Here is a 22,961-nt window from a genome sequence, read left to right on the forward strand (position 1 = left end):
TCAGTGGTCGTTGGTACGGCCGCGCCGCGCATCGGCCCGGCCGTACCCACTACTGGTCCTTGCTTCTCCCCGCCCGGCGCGCCATCGTGCGCACGATGAGCGTTGACTTCAGACTCGGGCGCGCGCTGCTGCTGGGCGCGCTCGCCGCCCTCGCGGCCCCCTCCATCGCCGCGGCCGCACCCGTCTCGACGGCGCCGCCGAGCATCAGAGGCACGCTCGCCTTCGGGCAGACCGTCAGATGCGATCCCGGCCAGTGGAGCGGCGCGCCGACCGCCTTCACGTACGACTGGATGCTGAACGGCAGCTCGCGCGGCAGCGGTCCGACGTTCGCGATCGACGACCCGTACTTCACCGCCTATCCGCTCGCCTGCCAAGTGACCGCGACCGACGCGACGGGCGCGACCGCCGTCGCCAGCTCGGCCGCCGCGACGCCCAGACCGGGCACCGCGAAGATCGTCGTCAGCAGATTCGTCGCGCAGAGAAGAGGCCGCATCCTCGCGACCGGCAAGATCACCCCGGCGGCGATCGGACGCAGATGGGACGGCGGCAGCGTGGTCCTGCGGCGCAACGTGCCGGGTCGCAGAGACGGCGCCTCCTTCCAGCTCAGCGACCCGACGCCGATCCGCAGAGACGGCAGCTTCAAGGTCATCGGCGCAGACGCGCCCGGCAGATGGCAGATCCGGCTCGACTTCGTGCCGGCGGCGCTGAACCTGTGGAGCACGCCCGAGGTCGTCAAGCGGCTGACGATCTCCAGCGGCGGGCGCGGCTGCGGCGGCTGCTCGCTGACCGGCTGAGCGGGGGGCGAACCTTCCTGCGGCGCGAACGGAGCAGGTGGTAAGCTCTCCGCGTTCATGTCGCGTCAGCTCGCCCTTCGACTTCTTCTCCTCCCCCCTCGGGGGGAATAGTGCGTGGCGGCCGCGTAGCCGCAAACCATTGAGAAGATTCGAAGCACCGAGCCGATAAGGAAGAGCACGACATGAGCCCCGCCGAGCAGGACCCCAACCGAGTACTGATCTTCGACACGACGCTGCGCGACGGCGAGCAGTCGCCGGGGATCTCGCTCAACACGAGCGAGAAGCTGGAGATCGCGCAGCAGCTCGCGCGCCTCGGCGTCGACGTCATCGAGGCCGGCTTCCCGATCGCCTCGCCGGGCGACTTCGAGGCGGTCGAGGCGATCGCCCGTCAGGTCGACGGCCCCGTGATCGCCGGGCTCGCGCGGATCCACGTCGGCGACATCGACGCGGCATTCAACGCCGTCAGAGACTCGGCGCGACCTCGCATCCACACGTTCGTCTCGACGTCCGACATCCACATCGAGCACCAGATGCGCTCCACCCGCGCGGACGTGCTCGGGCTGACGCGCGCCGGCGTCGCGCACGCCAAGGCGTACGTCGACGACGTCGAGTTCTCGCCGATGGACGCGACCCGCTCCGACGTCGAGTTCACCGCCGAGGTGCTGCAGATCGCGATCGACGAGGGCGCGACGACGATCAACATCCCTGACACCGTCGGCTACACGATGCCGCACGAGTACACGGCGTTCCTGGAGCGCCTGTACGAGCTGACGCCGGCGTTGAGAGACGTCGTGCTGTCGGTCCACTGCCACGACGACCTCGGCCTCGCCGTCGCGAACTCGTTCGCCGGCGTGCTGGCCGGCGCGCGCCAGGTCGAGTGCGCGATCAACGGCCTCGGCGAGCGCGCGGGCAACGCGTCGCTGGAGGAGATCGTGATGCTGCTGCGCACGCGGCAGGCCGACGTGGGGCTGAGAACCGGTGCGGTGACGACCGAGATCGCGCGCACCAGCCGCCTCGTCTCGCGCCTGACCGGCTACTCGGTCCAGCCGAACAAGGCGATCATCGGCCGCAACGCGTTCGCGCACGAGTCCGGGATCCACCAGGACGGCGTGCTGAAGAACCGCGAGACGTACGAGATCATGGACGCCCAGAGCGTCGGCCTCGACTCCAACTCGCTGGTGCTCGGCAAGCACTCCGGGCGCCACGCGCTGAGAGACGCGCTGGCCGAGATGGGGATCGTCGTGGACGGCGCCGCGCTGAACACCGCCTTCAAGCGCTTCAAGCAGATCGCGGACAAGAAGAAGCAGGTCACTGCGATGGACCTGGAGGCGCTCGTGACCGACGAGCTGCGCGAGGAGATCCCCTCGTACGCGCTCGAATGGTTCGAGGTCGAGGCGTCGTCGAGACGGCCGCCGCACGCGACCGTCGGCGTGCGGCTGCCGGACGGCTCCGAGGCGACCGGCTCGTTCACCGGCGACGGCCCGATCGACGCGGTCTTCCACGCGATCAACGCGGCGACCAACGTCGACGCGCGCCTGCGCGAGTTCCGCATCGACGCCGTCACCGGCGGCCAGGACGCGCTCGGCGAGACCTCCGTCGTGCTCGAGGTCGGCGGCGTCGCCGGCTCCGGCCAGGGCGTCTCGACCGACATCATCGAGGCGGCCGGCCGCGCCTACGTGCGCGCCCTCTCCAACGCCGTGCGCCGCCGCTCGGTCGCGACCGAGGCCGAAGAGGCCACGGCGGCGGCTGCTTCGCGCGTCACGACGCCGTAGGAAATCGCGGTTCGCGCGCCGCTTGCGGGCGGCGCGCCGTCGTGTCCGCGGCGCTTTCGGCGTCGCTCAGCCGCTCAACGCTCGGCGCCGGTCGCTTCGACCGTCGCCGAGCTGCAGCCGCGCTGAACAGCTCGACAGCGGATCGTCGCCGCGGACGCCCGCGTCGTGCGCACGCTGCGCTGTCACGAGCGCGGCCGCGCCACGTGCTAGGTTCGCGCGAGGTCGACGCGACAACGGGGAGAGATCACATGGGACTGCTCGCAGGATGTCGCGCAGGTGGCGCCGCGATCGTCGCGGTCGCCGTCGTCACGTCGCTGATCCCCTGCGCTGTCGCGCCGGCCGCGACGCCGACCGCGGTCCTAACGGTGGACGGCGATCTCTACGACGTCAGCGGACGTCCGGACGAGTGGCTGCACGGCCCCGGCGGCCCGCTCGGCACAGCCGTGGCGGTTGCGCGCTTTCCGTTCAGTGGCAGCGTCCTCTACAGCGAGCCGCCGACGTCGGTCGACGCGCGCCTGCTCGACCGCTCGTTCAAGCGGGTGCCCGGCGCCGCGGTGAGCGTGCGGCAGATCGACGATCTCGTCTGGGACGTCGGGGTCGCTCGAGCCGTACCGGACGAGACGAAGGTCTGGCTCGTGGCGCACTACGCCGAGCCGTCCGATGGAGTCAACTTCGCTCAGACCAGCGTGTTTCGACTGATCTGGCAGGACGATCTGCAGTTCGTCGGGCCGCGCGCTCCCGCGCCGACCGTCGAGCTGACGCAGGTCAGGCGGCGCGGCGCGAGAATCGTCCTGCAGGTCCGCACGAACATCACCGGCGTCGTGACCGGGAGCGTTCGCCAGGCGGGATCCACGCACAGCTTCTCGCGCGGCGGGATGGTCGCCGGCACGCACCGCTTCTTCGCCTATGTCCCGCGTCCGCGCACACGCGTCGCGACGGTGACGGTCCGCCTGACCGACCTCGCCGACCGCAGCGCGAGCGCCGTGCGTACGCTTCGCTGACTGAGACCGGCGCCGTTGCGCACGCGCGAGCGTGACGCGACGCCGCGGGCGAGTCGCGATGGCAGGGCGCCGTTCGCGCGAGGTCGCGCGAGTTGCGACCGCCGCGCGTCAGTCCTCGCGCGCGAGCGCGACGCCCTGGCGGAAGCCGGCGGCGACCGCCTGCTCGGCCGGGTCGTCGCCGGACTGGCCGACCCAGCCGCCCGCGAGCGCCGAGGCGGCGGCGCGGTCGGGGGCGACGATCGTCACGAGCGCGCCGCGACCGCGCAGCGTCTGCGCCTCCAGCGCCGCGGCGGAGCGCGAGGTCGTGCGGATCACGCCGTGCGGCGCAGCGTCGCCGGCGGCGCTGCCCGTCGGGTTGAGGCACAGCACGCGCGTCTCGCGTGCGGCCGGCGCGACGTCGATGCTGGTCGGGCTCCAGAGTCCGCCGTCGACGTATTCGTGCTCGCCGATCCGCACCGGGCGGTAGAGCCACGGCACGCTGCACGACGCCTGCACCGCCGCGGCGACGGTGGCGCGCGGCGCTCCGGGCGCGCCGAAGACGACGCGGCGCCCGCTCTCGCGCTCGACGCAGACGACGCGCAGGCGCCCGTCGAAGCGCAGCTCGTCGCGCGCGATCCTGGCGCCCAGCTCGTCGAGCGTCGCGCGCGGCGTCTCGATCCGCCCCAGCACGTTGGCGCGCAGCAGCGCTCCGGGTGGCCGCGTCGCGGCGAGCGCGTACGGCGCCAGCGGTGCTCCGACGACGCGCGCAGCTCGCCCGGCGCCGCCGCCGACAGCACCGAGCAGCCGGCGCGCGCGGCCCGGGCCAGAAGCCTCCGCATCCCCGGCAGCGCCCGTCGCCGCGTCCGCGCCGCGCTGGGCGACATCCGTTTCGGCCGCTCCGCCCGTCGGCGCGTCCGCGCCGCGCCCGCCCCCGCCGGCGGCGACGTCGTGCAGCGCGGCGGCGAGATCGCTCGGCCCCACCGGCTCCCGCCCCGCCAGCAGGTGCGCGGCGACGATCGCGCCGGCGGAGGTGCCGACGAGCTGCTCGGTTGCGCGCAGGTCGAGGCCGCTGGCGTGCGCCAGCCCAGCCAGCACGCCGTGCATCCAGCGCTCGGCGAGCGCTCCGCCCGCGCCGAGCACGAGCACGTCGGGACGGTCGGTCACTGCGTCGGGGCGGCTGCGTCCGCGTGCGGCGCGCGCAGCCGCTGCTCCCACGCCGCGTGCTCCTCGGCCGACATCGCGAACGGGATGAACAGCTCCAGCAGCGCGTCGGCGAGCGTCGAGGGCTTGCGCACGGCGCTCGCTCCGGCCACGCCGGCGGCCGTCGCCGCGCTGCCGGTCGCGCCACCGCCGCCGTCGTCCCCCGCCGCGAACGCCGCGTGCAACCCCAGCCCGTCCGTCATCGCGACGAACAGGCGCGCGCCCGCCGTGGCGCGCGGGGCGCCGGCGGCTCTCAGCGCCGCCTCGGCGACCTGGACGTACATCGCGACGCACTGCTGCGCGGCCGCCTGCAGCCTGGGCCGGCGCGACGCCTCCAGGTACAGCTCCCACTGGACACGCTTGAGCGGCACCGGCCACGGCGACCCCTCGGCCAGCTCGCGCGCGAACATCTCGGCGATCTCGATCGGGGCGGCGGACGTGTCGCGCAGCTGCTCGGCGAGCGCGCGCAGTCGCGCGGCCTCCTCGCTGACGAACAGCAGCAGCGCCTCCTCCAGCAGGTGGTCGATCGACTCGAAGTAGTAGGTCGTGGTCGCCAGCGGAACACCTGCGGCCTCGGCGACGGCCCGGTGCGTCGTCGCCTGCACGCCGCGCTGGTCGATCACCACCAGCGCAGCCTCCAGCAGCTCACGCCGCCGTCGCTCGCCGCGCGCTCGCCGGACCTTCGTCGCAGTCGCCATCACCGAGCATCCTAATGCCATGCCAACGAAGAAGACTGGACTTTTGTTCAGGTAGCTGCGTAGAGTGACCCTGGTCGCGTGCGAAACCGCACATCGCATCGCGACGCAGTCGGAATCAGGCACGGCGCGCGTCCACCCCGGTCGCGCGGAGTTGGAGGGCAGAGGTGGAAGAAGAGCCGCGAGCGCGTGGGGCGAACCCGTCCCACGAGGCCCCGATCGCGCACCAGTTGCAGGAGCTCGATCGCGAGCTCTCCGCAGCCGCCGCACCCAGCCGCTTCGCCGGTCTCGACCGGCGCGGCTTCCTCGCGCTGGGCGGCACGGGCGCGCTGTTCTGCTCGCTCGCGGCGACCGGCAGCGTCGGCGGCGACACGAAGCAGACGCTGCGCGCCGTCGCGGCCGCCGACGTCGCCGCCGCGAAGGTCAAGCGCCCCAGACGCGTCGCGCTGGACCCGCGCGACCGCGACAGATACCCGACGCCGCAGCCGCAGCCGGGCGGCGTCGTGCGCGAGTACTGGGTCCAGGCGAGATCGCTGATGTGGGACTGGGCGCCGAGCGGCCGCGACGAGTGGATGGACGCGCCGATCCCGCAGAAGAAGCGCAAGCGACAGTTCCGCGGCTTCGCGTACCAGCTCTACAGCCCGGGCTTCGCGCGAGCGCTGCAGCAGGCGTCGATCCCCGGCCCGACGTTGCACGCCGAGGTCGGCGACACGCTCGTCGTGCATCTGCGCAACGGCGACGAGCACTTCAACCAGGCGATCACGATGCATCCGCACGGGGTCAAGTACACGCCCGACTACGACGGCTCCTACTTCGGTCCGTTCACGCGCGTCGGCGGCTTCATCGCGCCGGGCGAGGAGTTCACCTACACGTGGGAGGCGACGCCGGACTCCGTCGGCGTCTGGCCCTACCACGACCACGGTCCCAACCACACGCTCAACACCTTCCGCGGCCTCTTCGGCGCGATCGTGATCCGCGACAAGGGCGCGAATGCGCCGGACGTCGAGGAGATCGTCTGGTTTCACTCCTTCGGCCCGGAGGTGACCGGCCTGGATCGCCTGCTGCACTGCATCAACGGCCGCGCCTACGCCGGCAACACGCCGACGTTCCGCGCGAAGGTCGGCCAGGACGTCGCCTTCCACGTGATCGGCGGCAACAACGACTTTCACACGTTTCACATCCACGGCCATCGATGGAAGGACTCGGCCGGGGTCGTCAACATGGACACGCCGACGGTCGGTCCGTTCGAGACGATCACCGCTCGCTTCACCGAGGACAATCCAGGCCGCTGGATGTACCACTGCCATGTGATGTCCCACCAGGACGCCGGCATGGCGGGCTGGTACATCGTCGACCCGGCATGACACGGGTGCAGACACGTCCACGAGAGGAGCAGTGCATGCGGCGCAAGATGCTCATGCGCACCGCGGTCGCCGGCTTGGCGCTCGCGCTGGCGGCACCGGCGGCGGCAAGTGCGGCGGAGTACCCGGCGCCGGGTGATCCCGGCAAGGTGAGACCGCGACCGGGCGGCGGCAAGACGTTCAAGGTCTGCACCAAGCAGCAGGCCAGAGCGCTCGCGCGCGCGAGAAGAGGCGCCAGAGGGCCGAACTGCTCGCCGACGATCCAGGCGGCGGTCGACAAGACGCTGCCGGGCGACACCGTCAAGGTGCCGGCCGGGACGTATGGAGAGAGCGTCACGATCAGCGGTCACAGACACGACGCGATCAAGCTGATCGGCTCGCCGTCGAACCCGCGCAAGACCGTCATCGACGTCGGCTCGCTGAACAGAAACCAGCGTCAGAACGCGGTCATGATCAACTCGGCCGACGGCGTCACGGTGAAGGGCTTCTACGGTCGCAACTACCTCGGCAACGGCTTCTTCGCGGTCAACGTCACCGGTTACACGTTCACGAAGCTCGTCGCCGGCTACGGCGGCACGTACGGGATCTACGCCTTTCATTCCAAGGGCGGCACGATCAGCGACTCGGAGGCGTTCTACAACAACGACGCCGGTTACTACATCGGCGAGACGCCGAAGCAGAGCAAGCCGATCCGCTCGACCGTCACGAACGTCAGAGCGTGGGGCAATCAGCTCGGCTTCTCGGGCACGAACATGCGCTACACCACGATCACGAAGTCGCAGTGGTACAACAACGGCCTCGGCATCGTCCCGAACGCGCTCGACTCGGAGAAGTTCCCGCCGGCCGAGGACAACGTGATCGTCGACAACGACGTCTTCTGGAACAACTTCAACTACTTCCGCGGCGCCCCGTTCGAGGTCCGCGGCGGAGCGAAGGGCCTGGCCTACCCAGTCGGTTCAGGGATCCTGCTGTACGGCAGCCAGAACACGACGATCGAGGGCAACCGCGTGTGGGGGCACTTCCTCTTCGGCGTCGGCGCGGTCGACGCGATCGAGTTGAGAGACGCCGACCAGGCGGCGATCAGAGGGATCACGGTGAAGGGCAACGCGTTCGGTCGCGACGGCACCGACCTGAACAACTACGACCTCTTCTATCCGGGCAGAATCCGCGGAGCGAACGTGGACAACTGCTTCTCAGACAACAGCGGCGTCCAGAAGACGCTCCCGCTCGACGGCTCGACGCTGAAGCCGTGCCCGTTCACGGGCGAGATCCCGCTCGACCAGAGCGCCTACTTCAGCGGGCTCGCGTGGCTGGGAGACAGAACGCACGAGGCGGCCTGGGTCCGGCACTCGCATCCGCCGTTCGAGGGCATCACGCCGCTCGTCCACTACACCGGCAAGAAGAAGTGAGGAGCCATCCGAATGTCCCGACGTCTCACCGTCCTGCTCGTGCCCGTCGTCCTGCTGGCGGCGATCTTCGCGCTGCCGGCGCAGGGGGCGAAGAAGAGAGCGCCGGTCAAGACGGTGGGCGTCGTCGACTACGCCTACACGCCGGCGAGACTGACCGTCAGACCGGGCACGAGGATCGTCTGGAAGTGGGACGCGGCCAACTCCGCCCCGCACGACGTGAAGCTGACCGCGGCGCCCAGAGGCGTCAGAAGGTTCCTCTCGCCGACGGCGACCGCCAGCTTCACGTTCGCGAGAACGTTGACCGCGAAGGGCACCTACAGACTGCTCTGCACGTTCCACGCGACGGTCATGAGACAGACGATCGTCGTGAAGTGATGCGCCGAGCCGGCGCCGCCGGGCACGGGCGGCGCCCAGCGCCGCGCCCGGCGGCAGCGCCCGGCGCTCGCTCAGGACGCTTGTACGTGATAACGTACAGTCGACCATGGCAACCGTCGACGCCAGCTCCGTCGCCCTGATCGGCTCGCGCGTGCGCGCGTTGCGTGAGGCGATGGACCTCTCGCTGCGCGACCTCGCGGAGCGGTCCGGGGTCTCCGCACCGATGCTCTCGCAGGTCGAGCGCGGCGAGACGAGCCCGACGCTGCAGGTCGCCGCGCGGATCGCCAACGGCCTCGACCTGAGCCTGTCGCAGCTGCTGCGGCTGGACGAGGGCGGCGCCGTCACGATCGTGCGCGTCGACGAGCGCCGCAGAGGCCCGACGAGCGTCTCCGGTCACAGCTACGAGGTGCTGACGCCGCCGCTGCCCGGTCAGCGCGCGGAGCTGTCGCGCCACCTGCTGTCCGGCGGCACGGCGACCGGCGGCCCCGGCGACCCGCCGGTGCACGAGCCCGGCAGCCGCGAGACCGCGCTCGTCGAGCGCGGCCGCGTCGTGCTGCACTGCGACGGCGTCCAGTATCCGCTCGACGCCGGCGACACCGTCACGTTCGACGCCGACCTTCCGCACCACTTCGAGAACCCAGGACCCGAGGAGGCGTCGCTGCTGGCGATCGTCTCCGCGGGTCTGCGCCGCAGCTGAAACACACCCCCCGAGTCCCCGCACCGCCCCCCGCCCAAGGAGCACGAACCGATGCCGACGACGCTGTTCGACAAGATCTGGGCCGCCCACGAGGTGGCACCGGGCCTGATCTACGTGGACCTGCACCTGGTCCACGAGGTCACCAGCCCGCAGGCGTTCGACGGGCTTCGCCTCGCCGGCCGCAAGGTCCGCCGCCCGGACCGCACGCTCGCGACCGCCGACCACAACACGCCGACCGACGGCACGCCCGTCGCGAGGCTGATCAAGGACGAGCTGTCGCGCGTCCAGGTCGAGACGCTCGAGCGCAACTGCCAGGAGTTCGGCGTCCCGGTCTATTCGCTCGGCTCCGAGCGCCAGGGCATCGTGCACGTCATAGGCCCCAACCTCGGCGTCACGCAGCCGGGCATGACGATCGTCTGCGGCGACTCGCACACGGCCACGCACGGCGCCTTCGGCTCGCTCGCGTTCGGCATCGGCACGAGCGAGGTCGAGCACGTGCTGGCGACCCAGTGCCTCGTGCAGCACAAGCCCAAGTCGATGCGGATCCGCTACGAGGGCGAGCTCGGCTTCGGCGTCACGGCGAAGGACCTGATCCTCGGCACGATCGGCCAGATGGGCACCGACGGCGCGACCGGCTACGTCGTCGAGTTCGCCGGCCCGGCGATCGAGAAGCTGTCGATGGAAGGCCGCATGACGATCTGCAACATGACGATCGAGGGCGGCGGCCGCGCGGGCATGATCGCGCCGGACGACACCACGTTCGAGTTCGTCAAGGGCCGTCCGGCGGCGCCGCAGGGCGCTGACTTCGACGAGGCCGTCAAGCAGTGGCGCACGCTGCGCACCGACGAAGGCGCGACGTTCGACAGAGAGATCGTCGTCGACGCCTCGGCGCTGGCGCCGCAGGTCACGTGGGGCACCGCTCCCGACATGGTCACCGACGTCGCGAGCACGGTCCCGCAACCGCAGAGCGACGGCCACGAGCGCGCGCTGCAGTACATGGGCCTGGAGGCCGGCACGCCGATCCAGGAGATCGCGCTCGACCGCGTCTTCATCGGCTCCTGCACGAACTCGCGCATCGGCGACCTGCGCGCCGCCGCCGAGGTCGTCAAGGGCCGCACGGTCGCCTCCAGCGTCAACGCGATGGTCGTCCCGGGCTCGCAGGAGGTCAAGGCGCAGGCCGAGGCCGAGGGCCTCGACGAGATCTTCCGCGCCGCCGGCTTCGACTGGCGCGTCGCGGGCTGCTCGATGTGCCTCGGCATGAACCCCGACACGCTGTCGCCGGGCGAGCGCTGCGCCTCGACCTCGAACCGCAACTTCGAGGGTCGCCAGGGCCGCGGCGGCCGCACGCACCTCGTCTCTCCGCAGATGGCCGCAGCCGCGGCGATCGAGGGCCGTTTCGTCGACATCCGCACCTGGAGCTAGGAGCCGACCATGGAACACGTCATCAGAATCCACGGTCAGGTCAGCGTGCTCGACCGCGACGACGTCGACACCGACCAGATCATGCCCAAGCAGTTCCTCAAGCGGGTCGAGCGGACCGGCTTCGGGGAGTTCCTCTTCTACGACTGGGCCAAGCAGGACGGCTGGGACCTGCCGCGGCACCCGATCCTCGTGACGGGCCGCAACTTCGGCTGCGGCTCCTCGCGCGAGCACGCGCCGTGGGGCCTGCAGGACTACGGCTTCAGAACGATCATCGCGTCGAGCTTCGCCGACATCTTCTTCTCCAACTGCACGAAGATCGGCCTGCTGCCGGTCGCGTTGGACGAGTCGGCCTGCAAGGCGATCGCGGCGGCCGGCGAGGCCGAGGTCGACCTCGAGGACCTGGTCGTGCGCGCGGGCGGGCAGGAGTACCCGTTCGAGCTCGACGCGGAGATCCGCCACCGTCTGCTCAACGGCCTCGACGACATCGCGATGACGCTGCAGAGCGCCGTCGAGATCGAGGTCTACGAGAACGAGCGCGAGCGCTCCGGCCCCGTCACGACCGCGCTCTAGGCGCGACGACGACCGCGAGCGAATCACAGATATGACCAAGACCATCGCACTCCTGCCCGGTGACGGCATCGGGCCGGAGATCACCGCGCCGACGGTCGAGCTGCTCAACAAGCTCGGCGACTTCACGTTCGAGGAGCACCTCTTCGGCGGCATCTCGATCGACGCGCACGGCGTCGCGCTGACCGACGCGGTGACCGCTGCGACGCAGCGCGCCGACGCGGTCCTGCTGGCGGCCGTCGGCGGCCCGAAGTGGGACACGACCGATCCCGCCAAGCCGCGGCCGGAGCAGGGTCTGCTCGGGCTGCGCAAGGCGCTCGGCCTGTACGCGAACCTGCGCCCGGTGCGCCCGGTGCCGGCGCTGTACGACGCCAGCCCGTTGAAGCGCGAGATCATCGAGGGCACGAACCTGCTGGTCGTGCGCGAGCTGACCGGCGGCCTCTACTTCGGCGATCGCGGCCGCAGAGACGACGTCGCGTGGGACACGATGATCTACTCCGTCGAGGAGATCGAGCGGATCGTCCGCACGGCGTTCCAGGCGACGAGAAAGAAGCTGACGAGCGTCGACAAGGCCAACGTGCTGGAGTCCTCGCGGCTCTGGCGCGAGGTCGTGCTGCGGATCCACGCGCAGGAGTTCCCGCAGATCGAGCTGGAGCACGTGCTCGTCGACAACGCGGCGATGCAGCTGGTCTCCAACCCGACCAGCTTCGAGGTGATCGTCACCGAGAACATGTTCGGCGACATCCTCAGCGACGAGGCGGCGATGCTGACCGGCTCGATCGGCCTGCTGCCGAGCGCCTCGCTCGGGGGCGACGGCCCGGGCCTGTTCGAGCCCGTCCACGGCTCCGCGCCGGACATCGCCGGCAAGGGGATCGCGAACCCCTTGGCGATGTTCCTGTCGGCCGCGCTGATGCTCCGTCACGGCTTCGCTATGGAGGCGGAGGCATCGGCGGTAGAATCCGCGGTCGATCGCGCGCTGGCCGACGGCCTGCGCACGGCCGACCTGGGCGGCGACGCCACGACGGACGAAGCGGCCCAGGCCGTCCTGAACAACCTGTAAGGAGCAGTCGTGGACCAAGCGGACCTCATCTGGATGAACGGAGAGCTCGTCGCCTGGGAGGACGCGAAGGTCCACGTACTGACGCACGCCCTGCACTACGGCACGGGCGTGTTCGAGGGCATCCGCGCGTACGAGACGGAGAGGGGCACGGCGATCTTCCGCAACAGGGAGCACGTCGACCGCCTCTTCGCCTCCGCCAGCCTCTACTACATGCCGGTGCCGTACACCCAGGAGCAGATCCGCAGCGCGATCCACGAGCTGATCGGGCGCAACGGGCTGCCGTCCTGCTACATCCGCCCGCTCATCTACCGCGGCGCCGGCGTGATGGGCCTGAACCCGCTCGACGCCCCCGTCGAGGTCGCGATAGCGGCGTGGTCGTGGGGCGCCTACCTCGGCGACGACGGCAAGACCAGAGGCGTGCGCGCGAAGGTCTCCAGCTGGCGCCGCATCAGCGGCGAGTCGCTGATCCCGCACGCGAAGGCCTCCGGTCAGTACCTCAACAGCGTGCTGGCGAAGATCGAGAGCCACAAGGCCGGCTACGAGGAGGGCATCCTGCTCGACAGCCAGGGCAACGTCTGCGAGGGCACGGGCGAGAACCTCTTCCTCGTGCGCGAGGGCAAGATCTTCACGCCGGGCGAGACGGGCGGGATCCTCAACGGCATCAACCGCCGCTCCGTCATGCAGATCGCGCAGGACGAGGGCTACGAGCTGATCGAGCGCGACATCGCGCGCGCCGAGCTGTACCTCGCCGAGGAGATCTTCATGACCGGCACGGCGGCGGAGCTGACTCCGATCCGCGAGATCGACGACCGTCCCGTCGGCAACGGCGAGCCGGGCCCGATCACCAAGCGCCTGCAGTCGGTCTTCGACGACGCCCTCCACGCGCGCGACGAGCGCTACCTGGCATGGAACGACATCGTTCCCGTCGCGGCGACGCCGTGAGCATGCCGTGACCGCGATCCAGCTGTATGACACGACCCTGCGCGACGGCATGCAGGGCGAGGGGATGTCGCTCTCGGCGGAGGAGAAGCTGCGCGTCGCGCACCGCCTCGACGCGCTCGGCATCCAGCTGATCGAGGCCGGCTTCCCCAGCTCCAACCCGAAGGAGCTGGAGCTGTTCGAGCTGCTCGGGCGCGAGTCGTTCGCCAACGCGCAGATCGCGGCGTTCGGGATGACCCGCCGCCGCGACGCGCGCGCCGAGGACGACGCGGCGCTGCGCGTGCTGGCGGAGTCGTTCGCGCCCGTCTGCACGATCGTCGGCAAGACCTGGAGCCTGCACCTCGAGAAGGTCGTCAAGGTCGACCGCGACGAGAATCTGCGGATGATCGAGGAGTCGGTCGCGTTCCTCGTCGCGCAGGGCAAGCGCGTCGTCTACGACGCCGAGCACTGCTTCGACGGCTGGCACGCGGACCGCGACTACGCGCTGCGCTGCCTGCGCGCCGCGGCCGAGGCCGGCGCCGAGACGGTCGTCCCGTGCGACACCAACGGCGCCCACCTGCCCGGCCAGATCTCCACCGCGATCTCCGACATCAGCGCGCATCTGGCGGACACGGGCGTGCAGATCGGCATCCACTGCCACGACGACGCCGGCGTCGGCGTCGCCAACTCGCTCGCGGCGGTCGAGGCCGGCGCGACGCACGTGCAGGGGACGATGAACGGCTACGGCGAGCGCTGCGGCAACGCGAACCTCGTCTCGATCGTGCCGAACCTGCAGCTGAAGATGGGTCACGAGTGCATCTCCGACGAGCAGCTGGCGTCGCTGACCAGCACCGCCCACTACCTCGACGAGCTGCTCAACCGCACGCCGAACGCGGACCAGCCGTACGTCGGCAAGAACGCCTTCGCGCACAAGGGCGGCATGCACGTCGCCGGCGTGATGGCCGACGCGACGACGTTCGAGCACATGGATCCGGCCGTCGTCGGCAACAGGCGCGAGCTGCTGATCTCCGAGCTGTCGGGAAAGGGCACCGTGCAGGCGCGCGCGCAGGAGGCCGGGATAGCGCTCGACGACGCCGCCTCCCGCCGCGTGATCGAGCGCGTCAAGGAGAACGAGCACCGCGGCTATCACTACGAGGCCGCCGACGGCTCGTTCGAGCTGCTGCTGCGCAAGGAGTCGGGCGAGTACGAGCCACTCTTCACGCTCGAGTCGTGGCGCGTGATCGTCGAGCAGCGCGCCGACGGCAAGGTCGAGACCGAGGCGACGATCAAGATCTGGATCGACGGCGAGCGCTACGTCCGCACCGGCGAGGGCAACGGCCCCGTCCACGCGCTCGACAACGCGCTGCGGTCGGTCATAGGGGACACCCACCCGCACCTCGCCGACACCGGCCTCGTCAACTTCAAGGTCCGCATCCTCGACGAGACGAAGGGCACCGAGGCGGTCACCCGCGTGCTGCTCGATGCCTCCGACGGCGTCGAGGTGTGGGGCTCGATCGGCGTCTCGGAGAACGTCATCGCCGCCTCCTGGTACGCGCTCGTCGACTCGCTCGAGTACGCCGTGCAGCCGGGTCGCGAGATCGCTCCGCTGAGATCCTCCGCGAAGAAGCCCGCGGGCTCCGCGTCGTGAGCGTCGACACCGAGGTGATCCCGCTCGCGCGGCCGGTCATCGGCGCCGAGGAGGAGGCGCTCGTGCTGGAGGTGCTGCGCTCCGGCCAGCTCTCGCTCGGCCCGCGCGTGCCGGCGTTCGAGCAGGCGTTCGCGGCTCGGCTCGGCGTCGCGCACGCCTCGGCGGTGTCGAGTGGGACCGCCGGGCTGCATCTCGCGCTGCGCGCGGCCGGCGTCGGCCAGCGGGCGGGGGAGGAGGTCGTCACGAGCCCGTTCTCGTTCGTCGCCTCCGCCAACTCGATCCTCTACGAGCGCGCCACACCGGTCTTCGTCGACGTCGATCCGGTCACGCTCAACATCGACGCCGACGCCGCGGCGGCCGCCGTCACCGACCGCACGACCGCGCTGCTGCCGGTCCACATCTTCGGCTACCCGGCCGACGTGCCGGGGCTGGAGCGCCTCAGCCTGCCGATCGTCGAGGACGCCTGCGAGGCGCTCGGCGCTGTGCACGCCGACGGCGTCCCGGTCGGCGGCCGCGGCCACCCGGCCGTCTTCGGCTTCTACGCCAACAAGCAGATCACGACCGGCGAGGGCGGCCTCGTCGCGCTCGGCGACGCCGCGCTGAAGCAGAGAATCGACAGCGAGCGCAACCAGGGCCGCGCGCCGAACATGGACTGGCTCGACCACGACCGGCTCGGCTTCAACTACCGTCTCTCCGACCTCGCCTGCGCGCTCGGGCTCGCCCAGTTGCAGCGGCTCGACGGGATGCTCGCCGACCGCGCGCGCGTCGCGGCGGCCTACCGGGACGCGTTCGCCGCCGACCCGATCGAGGATCTGACGCTGCCGTGCGAGGACCAGGGCGGCAACAGACGCGGCTGGTTCGTCTTCGTCGTCCAGCTGCCGCACAGGGTCGACCGCGACGAGACGATCCGCGCTCTGGCCGCGCGCGGGGTCCAGAGCAAGCCGTACCTGCCCGCGATCCACCTGATGAGCTTCTACCGCGAGCGCTTCGGCCACCGCGAGGGCCAGTTCCCCGTCACCGAGGACGTCGCCGCGCGCTCGATCGCGCTGCCGTTCTTCCCGGCGATGACGGAGAGCCAGGTCGCGCGCGTGGCGCAGGAGCTGCGCGCGGTGCTGGGCGCGTGAGCGAGCGGCGCGCGCGGCCCGCGTCGTAGACTCGCCGCCATGTCCCGCTTCTCCGAGCCTCAGCACCCCGTCTTCCAGCAGCTCAACGCGTCGATCGGCTTCGACTGGCGCCTCGGCCCCTACGACGTCGATCTCTCTCGCGCGCACGCGAAGATGCTCGCCGCGCAGGGGATCATCGGCGCCGACGACCGCGAGGAACTGCTGCGGGCGCTGGACGCCGTCGAGCGGGAGCTCGGCGACGGGACGTTCCCGTTCGAGCCCGGCGACGAGGACATCCACATGGCGATCGAGCGGCGCATCACGCAGCTCGCCGGTCGCGTCGGCGGCAAGCTGCACACCGCCCGCTCGCGCAACGACCAGGTCGCGACTGACGTCGCGCTCTTCACGCGCGCGCACGCGCAGGCCGCGCAGTCGGCGATCCGCGAGCTGATGCGCGCGCTCGTGAGCACCGCCGAGGCCCACCTCGACTGGCGCATGCCCGGCTACACGCACCTGCAGCGCGCGCAGCCGGTCTACCTCAGCCACCACCTGCTGGCGTACGTCTGGATGCTCGCGCGCGACCTCGAGAAGTTCCGCGCGGTCGAGGCGGCGACGGCGAGACTGCCGCTTGGCGCCGGCGCGCTGGCGGGCGTCAACTTCGACACCGACCGTCGCCTCGTCGCACGTGAGCTGGGCTTCGCGGGCGTCGCGGAGAACTCGATCGACGCGGTCTCCAACCGCGACTTCGTGCTCGACTACCTCGCCGCGGCGGCGACCTGCGCGACCCACCTCTCGCGCCTGGGCGCGGAGATCGTGCTGTGGTCCAGCTCCGAGTTCGCGTTCGCCGAGGTCTCCGACGCGTGGGCGTCGGGCTCGTCGATCATGCCGCAGAAGAAGAACCCGGACGCGGCCGAGCTGCTGCGCGCGAAGGCGCCGCGGATCGCCGGCCACTTCGTCGCGCTGCAGGGTGTGATGCACGCGCTCCCGCTGACCTACAACAAGGACATGCAGGAGGACAAGGAGCACCTCTTCGACGCGGTCGACACGCTCGAGTTGATCCTCGCCGCCGCGACCGGCATGGTCGGCGGGATCCGCTTCGACCGCGAGCGGATGGCCGAGGCGGCCGGCGACGAGTTCCCCGCCGCGACCGACGTCGCCGACCTGCTCGTGCGCCGCGGCCTGCCGTTCCGCGAGTGTCACGGCGTCGTCGCCGGCCTCGTCAAGCTGGCAGTCGACAGCGGCCGCACGCTGACGCAGCTGACCCCGGACGAGATCCGCGCCCAGTCGCCGCTGCTCGACGACGAGTACTACGAGGTTCTGCGCGGCGAGCGCTGGCTGGAGTCGAAGGACTCCGAGGGCGGCACGAGCCTGCGCCGCGTGCGCGAGCAGCTCGACCGCGCGCGGACGCTGCTGGCGTAGCTTGCTCGACCACGCCTTCTACGCCCGCCCCGTCGTCGACGTCGCGCGCGACCTCGTCGGCTGCGTGCTCGATCACGACGGCGCCAGCGGCGTGATCGTCGAGACGGAGGCCTACCACGAGTCCGAGCCGGCGTCGCATTCCTACGTCGGCCTGACGGCGCGCACCCGCCCGCTGTTCGGCCCGCCCGGCAGGGCGTACGTGTATCGCTCCTACGGGATCCACGCGCTCGTCAACGCCGTCTGCGAGCCCGAGGGCGTCGGCGCGGCGGTCCTGATCCGCGCGCTGGAGCCGCTCGGCGAGCTGGAGCTGATGCGCCACCGCCGCCGCCTGCAGCGCCCCGAGGACCTCTGCTCCGGTCCCGGCAAGCTGACGCAGGCGCTCGCGATCGAGCTGGAGCACAACGAGCTCGATCTCGTCGACAGCCCGCTGCGGATCCTGCCGCGCCCCGCCGACCGCCCTGCGCCCGAACTGGTCGCCGGCGTGCGAATCGGCATCACGAAGGCGCCCGACCTGCCGTGGCGCTTCTGCGCCCGCGGCAACCGCTGCGTCTCGAAGCCGTGGCCGCCGGGGTTGGACGTGGCGCGCCCGGTGCGCGTCTGAGCGGCGTATCGCGAGCAGCTTCCCCGAGCGCCGTATCGCCACGCCGCTCGCGCGCCGCGGGTCCGCGCTGTGCCCGCCGCTACGGCGTCGGCGCCGCGGCGCCGCCGCCCTCGGTGGCGCCGGTGTCACCGCCGCCGGCGTCCGCAGGCGGCGCTGCGGGGGTCTCGCCGCCGCCACCGCCGGTTGCGCCGCCGCCCGTGTCGGCGGGAGGAGCGACCGGCGTCTCGGTGCCGCCGGTGTTGCCACCGCCCGTGTCGGCAGGCGGAGCCGCAGGCGTCTCCGTGCCGCCGGTGTCGCCACCACCGCCGGTGTCGCCACCGGTCCCGCCGGTCGTGCCGCCGCCGGTCGTCCCGCCGCCGGTGTCGCCGGTCGTGCCGTCGGTGCCGTCGGTCGTTGCGCCGGTCCCGTCGCCGGACGTCGTGTCGGGCGCGGAGTAGAGGTCGTCACCGCTGCTGGTGTCGTCGCTCGGCGTCGTGCTGACGGTCGACGGATCGTCGTCGCTGGCAGCCTTCGCCGCCTCGGCTTCGATTCTGCGCTGATCGAGGATCCCGAGCGCGGAGATCATGAAGTTGTGGAACAGCTGCGCGGGGTACGTGCCGCCGGCGACCGGCCCGCCCTCGTACTCGGTCAGCATCGGCACGAGTCTGTCGGGATAGCCGACCCAGATCGCGACCGTGAACTGGTCGTTGAAGCCGACGAACCAGGCGTCGCCATAGTTCTCCGTCGTGCCGGTCTTGCCCGCGATCACCTGGCCGTCGACCTGCGCGGCGGTGCCGCTGCCGTAGGAGACGACGCCTTCCATGATCGATCTCGTCTCGGCCGCGATGCTCGGATCTATGATCTGCGCCGTTCTGAGCGATCTGCGGTTGTCGGCGATGATGTCGCCGTCGCTGTTCTTGACCATGTGGATCCCGATCGGCCCTCTGTTGGGCGCGCCGAGCTTCGGGTTGTACGTGCGCTTGCCGCCGGTCGCGATCGTCTCGTACGCGTGCGCCATGTCGAGCGGCGTGACGCCCTCTCTGAGGCCGCCGAGCGTCATCGCGAGGTTCGTCGAGATCGGCGTGCGGATGCCCATCCGTCTGGCGGTCTTGGCGATCTTCTTCGTCCCGACCTGGATCCCGACCTCCGCGTAGACGGAGTTGTCCGACGACGCCGTCGCGGCCGCCAGCGAGGCGCTGCCGGAGTACGAGTCGCCGTAGTTTCTGACGATGAACGCCTCTCTGCCGTTGGTCCCCGGGACCGGAAACTCCTTCGGCTGCGAGGAGTAGACGTTGTTGGGGGAGATCCCGTTCTCGAGCGCGGTCACGAGCGTGAACGGCTTGAAGGTCGAGCCGGGCTGGCGCTGCCCCTGCGTCGCGAGGTTGAACGGTCTCGTCGCGTAGTCGGGGCCGCCTACCATCGCGCGCACCTCGCCCGTCTTGTTGTCGATCGCGACGAGCGACGCCGACGGCAGCCCGGAGTCGGGCGGCAGCATGTTGCGCAGCGTGTCCTCGGCCGCGTGCTGCAGGTCGAGGTCGAGCGTCGTCGTGATCTTGAGGCCGCCGTTGAAGGCCTTGAAGGGGGTGAATTGGTCGACGACCTGCTGGCGCACCCAGCTGGTGAAGTACGGCGACTCCGACTCCTCCTGCGGCGGCGTCAGGTCGTCCTGCGTCGGCAGCGGGTCCTCGATGTCTCTCGCGTACTCGGTCGCGTCGATGTAGCCCTGGTCGCGCATGTAGCGCAGCACCAGGTTGCGGCGCGATCTGGCGTTGTTGGGTGCCGTTATCGGGTCGAACATGCTCGGCGAGGCGACGACCGCTGCGAGCATCGCCGCTTCGGGGGTCGTCAGCTGCGAGGCGCACATGTTCGCGGCGGTCGTGCCGCAGCCGCCGGCCTGGCCGTAGGCGTGGCGCTTGCCGAAGTACACGCGCGCGGCGGACTCGATCCCGTGCGCGCCGTTGCCGAAGTAGATCTGGTTCAGATACTCGGTGAGGATCTTCTCCTTGGACCACTTGCGCGTGAGGTGGTACGCCAGCGCGGCCTCACGCAGCTTCTGGAACAGCGTTCGTCTGTTCTGCGCCTCGAGCGCGTTCTTGACGAACTGCTGCGTGATCGTCGAGGCGCCCTGCACCGCGCCGCCCTTGGTGACGTCCTGCACGACGGCGCGCGTGATGCCCTTGAGGTCGAAGCCTCTGTTCTCGTAGAAGCGCTTGTCCTCGATCGCGATGATCGCGTGCTTCATCGCGGGCGCGATCTGGCCGTCGTTGACGAGCACGACGTTCTGGTTGTTCTGCAGGATCCCGAGTCTGCGACCGCGGTAGTCCAGCAGCACGGAGTTGTTCTTGTTCGCCTTGTACTGCTGCTTATTCTCGAGATCGGGCAGATCGGAGGCGACCGCCATCATCATCCCGAAGACGGTCGAGACGATCGCCAGCAGCGACAGGCCGAAGAGGATCGAGAGGAGCCGGAGCTTCTTGATCTTCGGCTTGCTGCCGTCGCGACGGCGACGGCGACGGAAAGGCATCAGCCTCGATCGGCGGCTGCCCGGCGTGGGTGTGTTTCCGTCGAAGCTCATACAACGTTCCGGCGCACTGGACCTCGTGTCCTCCAAGGCGCTTGCGCCGGTATGGCGGCCCATGGCGACGAGGGCCTCACCGGAGGAATCAGTCTAGCATTGGGGTCCCATGGCTCTCCAAACCTCGACGCCCGCGGCGACCGCCGCATGGCTCGCGCGCAACGCGGTCGACTGCCTCCCCGAGGGCGGTCTGCAGCGCAAGCTCGAGCTGGCCGAGCGAGAGGGCCGCCCGCTGCGGGTGAAGCTCGGGATCGACCCGACCGCGCCCGACATCCACCTCGGCTTCACGGTCGTGCTCGGCAAGCTGCGCGAGTTCCAGGACCTGGGGCACACGGTGGTGCTGATCGTCGGCGACTACACCGCGCGCGTGGGGGACCCCAGCGGTCGCTCCTCGACGCGGCCGATCCTCTCCGGCGAGCAGATCGACGCGAACGCGAGGACGTTCCAGCAGCAGGCGCTGAAGGTGCTCGACCCGGATCGACTGGAGGTCCGGCGCAACGGCGAGTGGCTGGACATGCGCACGGAGGACCTCTTCAGACTGACGCGCACGACCACGGTCGCGCGGATTCTGGAGCGCGACGACTTCGCCAAGCGCTACGCGAGCAACACGCCGATCTCGATCCTCGAGCTGCTCTATCCGCTGTTGCAGGGATACGACTCCGTCGAGGTGGACGCCGACGTCGAGCTCGGCGGGACCGACCAGAAGTTCAACCTGCTGCTCGGGCGCGACATCCAGGGTGACTACGGCAAGCCGGAGCAGGTGATCCTGACGATGCCGATCCTTCCTGGGATCGACGGCGTCAAGAAGATGTCGAAGTCGCTCGGCAACTACATCGGCGTCACGGAACCGCCCGAGGAGATCTACGGCAAGACGTTGCGGCTGCCAGATCCCGCCTTGGGGACGTGGTACGAGCTGTTGCTGGGGGAGCCGCCGCCGCCCGATCTCGGGCCGCGCGACGCCAAACGCGCGCTCGCGCGCAGGCTCGTCGCGCGCTTCCACGACGATGACGCCGCCGTCGCGGCGGAACAGCAGTTCGATCAGGTGCACCGCGAGCACCGGCCACCGGACGAGATGCCAGATGCGCGCTTGGACGGCGACGGGAGCGGGCACGTGCATCTGCCGGCCCTGCTCTCCGCCGCCTTCGGCGTCACCAGCTCGGAGGCGCGGCGGCAATTGAGAGGGGGCGGCGTCAAGCTCGACGGGTCGCCACTCTCGGGCGAGCCGCTCGACCGGCCCGTGAGCGAGTTGGACGGACGCGTCCTCCAACTCGGCAAGCGCCGCTTCGCTCGGCTGCGGAGCAACTGAACGAGCATGGCGGTCTCCGGCGGAATGTTGCGAGTGGAGACCGCCGGAGACGGCCAGATCGTCGACCTGACCGAGGGCGTGCGCAGCATCGTGCGCACCAGCGGGGTCGAACGTGGCGTCGCCGTCGTCTTCGCGCGCGGCGCGACCGTCGGCGTCACGACGATGGAGTACGAGCCCGGTGGCGTGCAGGACCTCACCGAGTTGCTCGAACAACTCGCCCCGCGCGCGCACGCGTGGGCGCACAACCGCTTGAACGGCGACACCAACGCCCACGCGCATCTGCGCGCCGCGCTGGTGGGCCCGTCCGAGAGCGTCCCCCTCATAGAGGGGGAGCTGCAGCTCGGAACGTGGCAGCAGATCGTGCTGCTCGACTTCGACGACAGCCCTAGGAGACGGGAGATCTCGGTCCAAGTGCTCTCGTAGAAATTCCTCGTGGGCAGAACTGCCCGTAGCGACGCGATTCTCTGAAAGTTCGCCCCGGCGACTCAGAGTTTCTACGCGCCAAAACGGATGCGAAACGGTCGCTGACGCACTCACCGGGAAGTCGAGCATTCAGTGGCCACAGGCCTCTAAGGTCTTCCTTCACACGCTGGACGCATCTCTGAGAAGCATCTGTATAGTTCCTGGCGCGGCGCAGGACGGGCCGCCCGGACAGACCAGCGAAAGGGGCTGCACCGGGGAGTTGGAGGCATTGCTTCCACTCCGCGCCCGAGTGCGCTATACTTTCGCGCCCCGCTCTGAGAGCAAATAGCCCTCAGCGCGTGTCAGACGGAGGAGTCCCCTCCAGAGAGGCACGGCGGTCTTTGAAAACTCAACAGCATGTGCACTTCTTCTCCTGGGCTTAGGCCCTTGGAGTCGAGTGCGTCCAGGTTTCGAAGTGGCCATCTCACTTACGTCAGCGTGGTGAGAATTAATGGTCATGTCAAGAGTCATTTGAAGTACTTGTCTGGTGTTCCGAGTCTCCCGCATGTGTACTTGGGAACTCCTTGTGTGAGCGCTAGACACTCTCTATGGAGTATGTAGTTCTTCACGGAGAGTTTGATCCTGGCTCAGGACGAACGCTGGCGGCGTGCCTAATAC

General features: G+C 70.3%; 20 protein-coding genes. 17 read left to right on the forward strand and 3 right to left on the reverse strand.

Translation table 11 applies throughout. From position 1 onward, the window contains the following. Positions 1–95: 95 nt before the first annotated feature. The 3 genes from Q7L65_RS20920 to Q7L65_RS20930 all read left to right on the forward strand — a co-directional run bounded on the left by Q7L65_RS20920 (position 96) and on the right by Q7L65_RS20930 (position 3,567). On the forward strand, positions 96–794 hold the full coding sequence (locus Q7L65_RS20920; RefSeq protein ID WP_304724135.1) for a hypothetical protein: 699 nt from the start codon (positions 96–98) through the stop codon (positions 792–794). Positions 795–976: 182 nt separating this feature from the next. Beyond that, positions 977–2,566 carry a 2-isopropylmalate synthase gene (locus Q7L65_RS20925; RefSeq protein ID WP_304724137.1) on the forward strand — a complete coding sequence of 530 codons (1,590 nt, stop codon included), beginning with the start codon at positions 977–979 and terminating at the stop codon, positions 2,564–2,566. A 248-nt stretch (positions 2,567–2,814) separates the two neighbouring features. Then, positions 2,815–3,567, forward strand: a complete 753-nt coding sequence (locus Q7L65_RS20930) for a hypothetical protein (protein ID WP_304724139.1) — start codon at positions 2,815–2,817, stop codon at positions 3,565–3,567. 108 nt (positions 3,568–3,675) lie between these two features. Here the strand turns inward: Q7L65_RS20930 and Q7L65_RS20935 are convergent, their stop codons facing one another. Together Q7L65_RS20935 and Q7L65_RS20940 are read right to left on the reverse strand one after the other, a co-directional pair. Next, complete coding sequence (locus tag Q7L65_RS20935) at positions 3,676–4,761, reverse strand: patatin-like phospholipase family protein (protein WP_304724141.1); 1,086 nt, start codon at positions 4,759–4,761, stop codon at positions 3,676–3,678. Further along, positions 4,707–5,444 (reverse strand): TetR/AcrR family transcriptional regulator, encoded by a 738-nt coding sequence (locus Q7L65_RS20940; RefSeq protein ID WP_304724143.1) that lies wholly within the window; start codon positions 5,442–5,444, stop codon positions 4,707–4,709. The genes Q7L65_RS20935 and Q7L65_RS20940 overlap by 55 nt, the downstream gene beginning before the upstream one ends. A gap of 164 nt (positions 5,445–5,608) precedes the next feature. Here Q7L65_RS20940 and Q7L65_RS20945 point away from each other — a divergent pair, with 164 nt between their 5' ends. The 12 genes from Q7L65_RS20945 (at position 5,609) to Q7L65_RS21000 (ending at position 18,021) form a co-directional block, all read left to right on the forward strand. Further along, complete coding sequence (locus Q7L65_RS20945) at positions 5,609–6,805, forward strand: multicopper oxidase domain-containing protein (protein ID WP_304724145.1); 1,197 nt, start codon at positions 5,609–5,611, stop codon at positions 6,803–6,805. A gap of 35 nt (positions 6,806–6,840) precedes the next feature. Further along, positions 6,841–8,211, forward strand: a complete 1,371-nt coding sequence (locus Q7L65_RS20950; RefSeq protein ID WP_304724147.1) for a right-handed parallel beta-helix repeat-containing protein — start codon at positions 6,841–6,843, stop codon at positions 8,209–8,211. 12 nt (positions 8,212–8,223) lie between these two features. Then, positions 8,224–8,586 (forward strand): cupredoxin domain-containing protein, encoded by a 363-nt coding sequence (locus Q7L65_RS20955; protein ID WP_304724149.1) that lies wholly within the window; start codon positions 8,224–8,226, stop codon positions 8,584–8,586. Between the two features lie 106 nt (positions 8,587–8,692). Further along, the gene (locus Q7L65_RS20960) at positions 8,693–9,283 is read left to right on the forward strand and encodes a helix-turn-helix domain-containing protein (RefSeq protein ID WP_304724151.1); all 591 of its coding nucleotides are present in this window, start codon (positions 8,693–8,695) and stop codon (positions 9,281–9,283) included. Positions 9,284–9,334: 51 nt separating this feature from the next. Further along, positions 9,335–10,705 carry a 3-isopropylmalate dehydratase large subunit gene (leuC, locus tag Q7L65_RS20965; RefSeq protein WP_304724152.1) on the forward strand — a complete coding sequence of 457 codons (1,371 nt, stop codon included), beginning with the start codon at positions 9,335–9,337 and terminating at the stop codon, positions 10,703–10,705. Between the two features lie 9 nt (positions 10,706–10,714). After that, positions 10,715–11,275, forward strand: a complete 561-nt coding sequence (leuD, locus tag Q7L65_RS20970) for a 3-isopropylmalate dehydratase small subunit (protein WP_304724155.1) — start codon at positions 10,715–10,717, stop codon at positions 11,273–11,275. A 31-nt stretch (positions 11,276–11,306) separates the two neighbouring features. Then, entirely contained in the window at positions 11,307–12,332 is a 1,026-nt protein-coding gene (leuB, locus tag Q7L65_RS20975; RefSeq protein WP_304724157.1) for a 3-isopropylmalate dehydrogenase, read from the forward strand. 9 nt (positions 12,333–12,341) lie between these two features. Next, the gene (locus Q7L65_RS20980) at positions 12,342–13,274 is read left to right on the forward strand and encodes a branched-chain amino acid transaminase (RefSeq protein WP_304724159.1); all 933 of its coding nucleotides are present in this window, start codon (positions 12,342–12,344) and stop codon (positions 13,272–13,274) included. A 7-nt stretch (positions 13,275–13,281) separates the two neighbouring features. Continuing rightward, positions 13,282–14,898: a citramalate synthase gene (gene cimA / locus Q7L65_RS20985; protein WP_304724161.1), complete on the forward strand. Its 1,617-nt coding sequence runs from the start codon at positions 13,282–13,284 to the stop codon at positions 14,896–14,898. After that, complete coding sequence (locus Q7L65_RS20990) at positions 14,895–16,022, forward strand: DegT/DnrJ/EryC1/StrS aminotransferase family protein (protein ID WP_304724163.1); 1,128 nt, start codon at positions 14,895–14,897, stop codon at positions 16,020–16,022. Before cimA ends, Q7L65_RS20990 begins: the two co-directional genes overlap by 4 nt. A gap of 39 nt (positions 16,023–16,061) precedes the next feature. Next, positions 16,062–17,420 (forward strand): argininosuccinate lyase, encoded by a 1,359-nt coding sequence (gene argH / locus Q7L65_RS20995; RefSeq protein WP_304724165.1) that lies wholly within the window; start codon positions 16,062–16,064, stop codon positions 17,418–17,420. Position 17,421: 1 nt separating this feature from the next. Beyond that, on the forward strand, positions 17,422–18,021 hold the full coding sequence (locus tag Q7L65_RS21000; RefSeq protein ID WP_304724167.1) for a DNA-3-methyladenine glycosylase: 600 nt from the start codon (positions 17,422–17,424) through the stop codon (positions 18,019–18,021). 79 nt (positions 18,022–18,100) lie between these two features. Here the strand turns inward: Q7L65_RS21000 and Q7L65_RS21005 are convergent, their stop codons facing one another. Beyond that, complete coding sequence (locus Q7L65_RS21005; protein WP_304724169.1) at positions 18,101–20,524, reverse strand: transglycosylase domain-containing protein; 2,424 nt, start codon at positions 20,522–20,524, stop codon at positions 18,101–18,103. A 160-nt stretch (positions 20,525–20,684) separates the two neighbouring features. Between Q7L65_RS21005 and tyrS the strand changes: the two genes are divergently transcribed. Next, positions 20,685–21,881: a tyrosine--tRNA ligase gene (tyrS, locus tag Q7L65_RS21010; RefSeq protein WP_304724170.1), complete on the forward strand. Its 1,197-nt coding sequence runs from the start codon at positions 20,685–20,687 to the stop codon at positions 21,879–21,881. 24 nt (positions 21,882–21,905) lie between these two features. Further along, positions 21,906–22,304 carry a secondary thiamine-phosphate synthase enzyme YjbQ gene (locus Q7L65_RS21015; protein ID WP_304724180.1) on the forward strand — a complete coding sequence of 133 codons (399 nt, stop codon included), beginning with the start codon at positions 21,906–21,908 and terminating at the stop codon, positions 22,302–22,304. Positions 22,305–22,961 lie beyond the last annotated feature (657 nt).

The sequence above is a fragment of the Conexibacter sp. CPCC 206217 genome, from assembly GCF_030646165.1.
In the GTDB taxonomy this organism is placed as follows: domain Bacteria; phylum Actinomycetota; class Thermoleophilia; order Solirubrobacterales; family Solirubrobacteraceae; genus Conexibacter.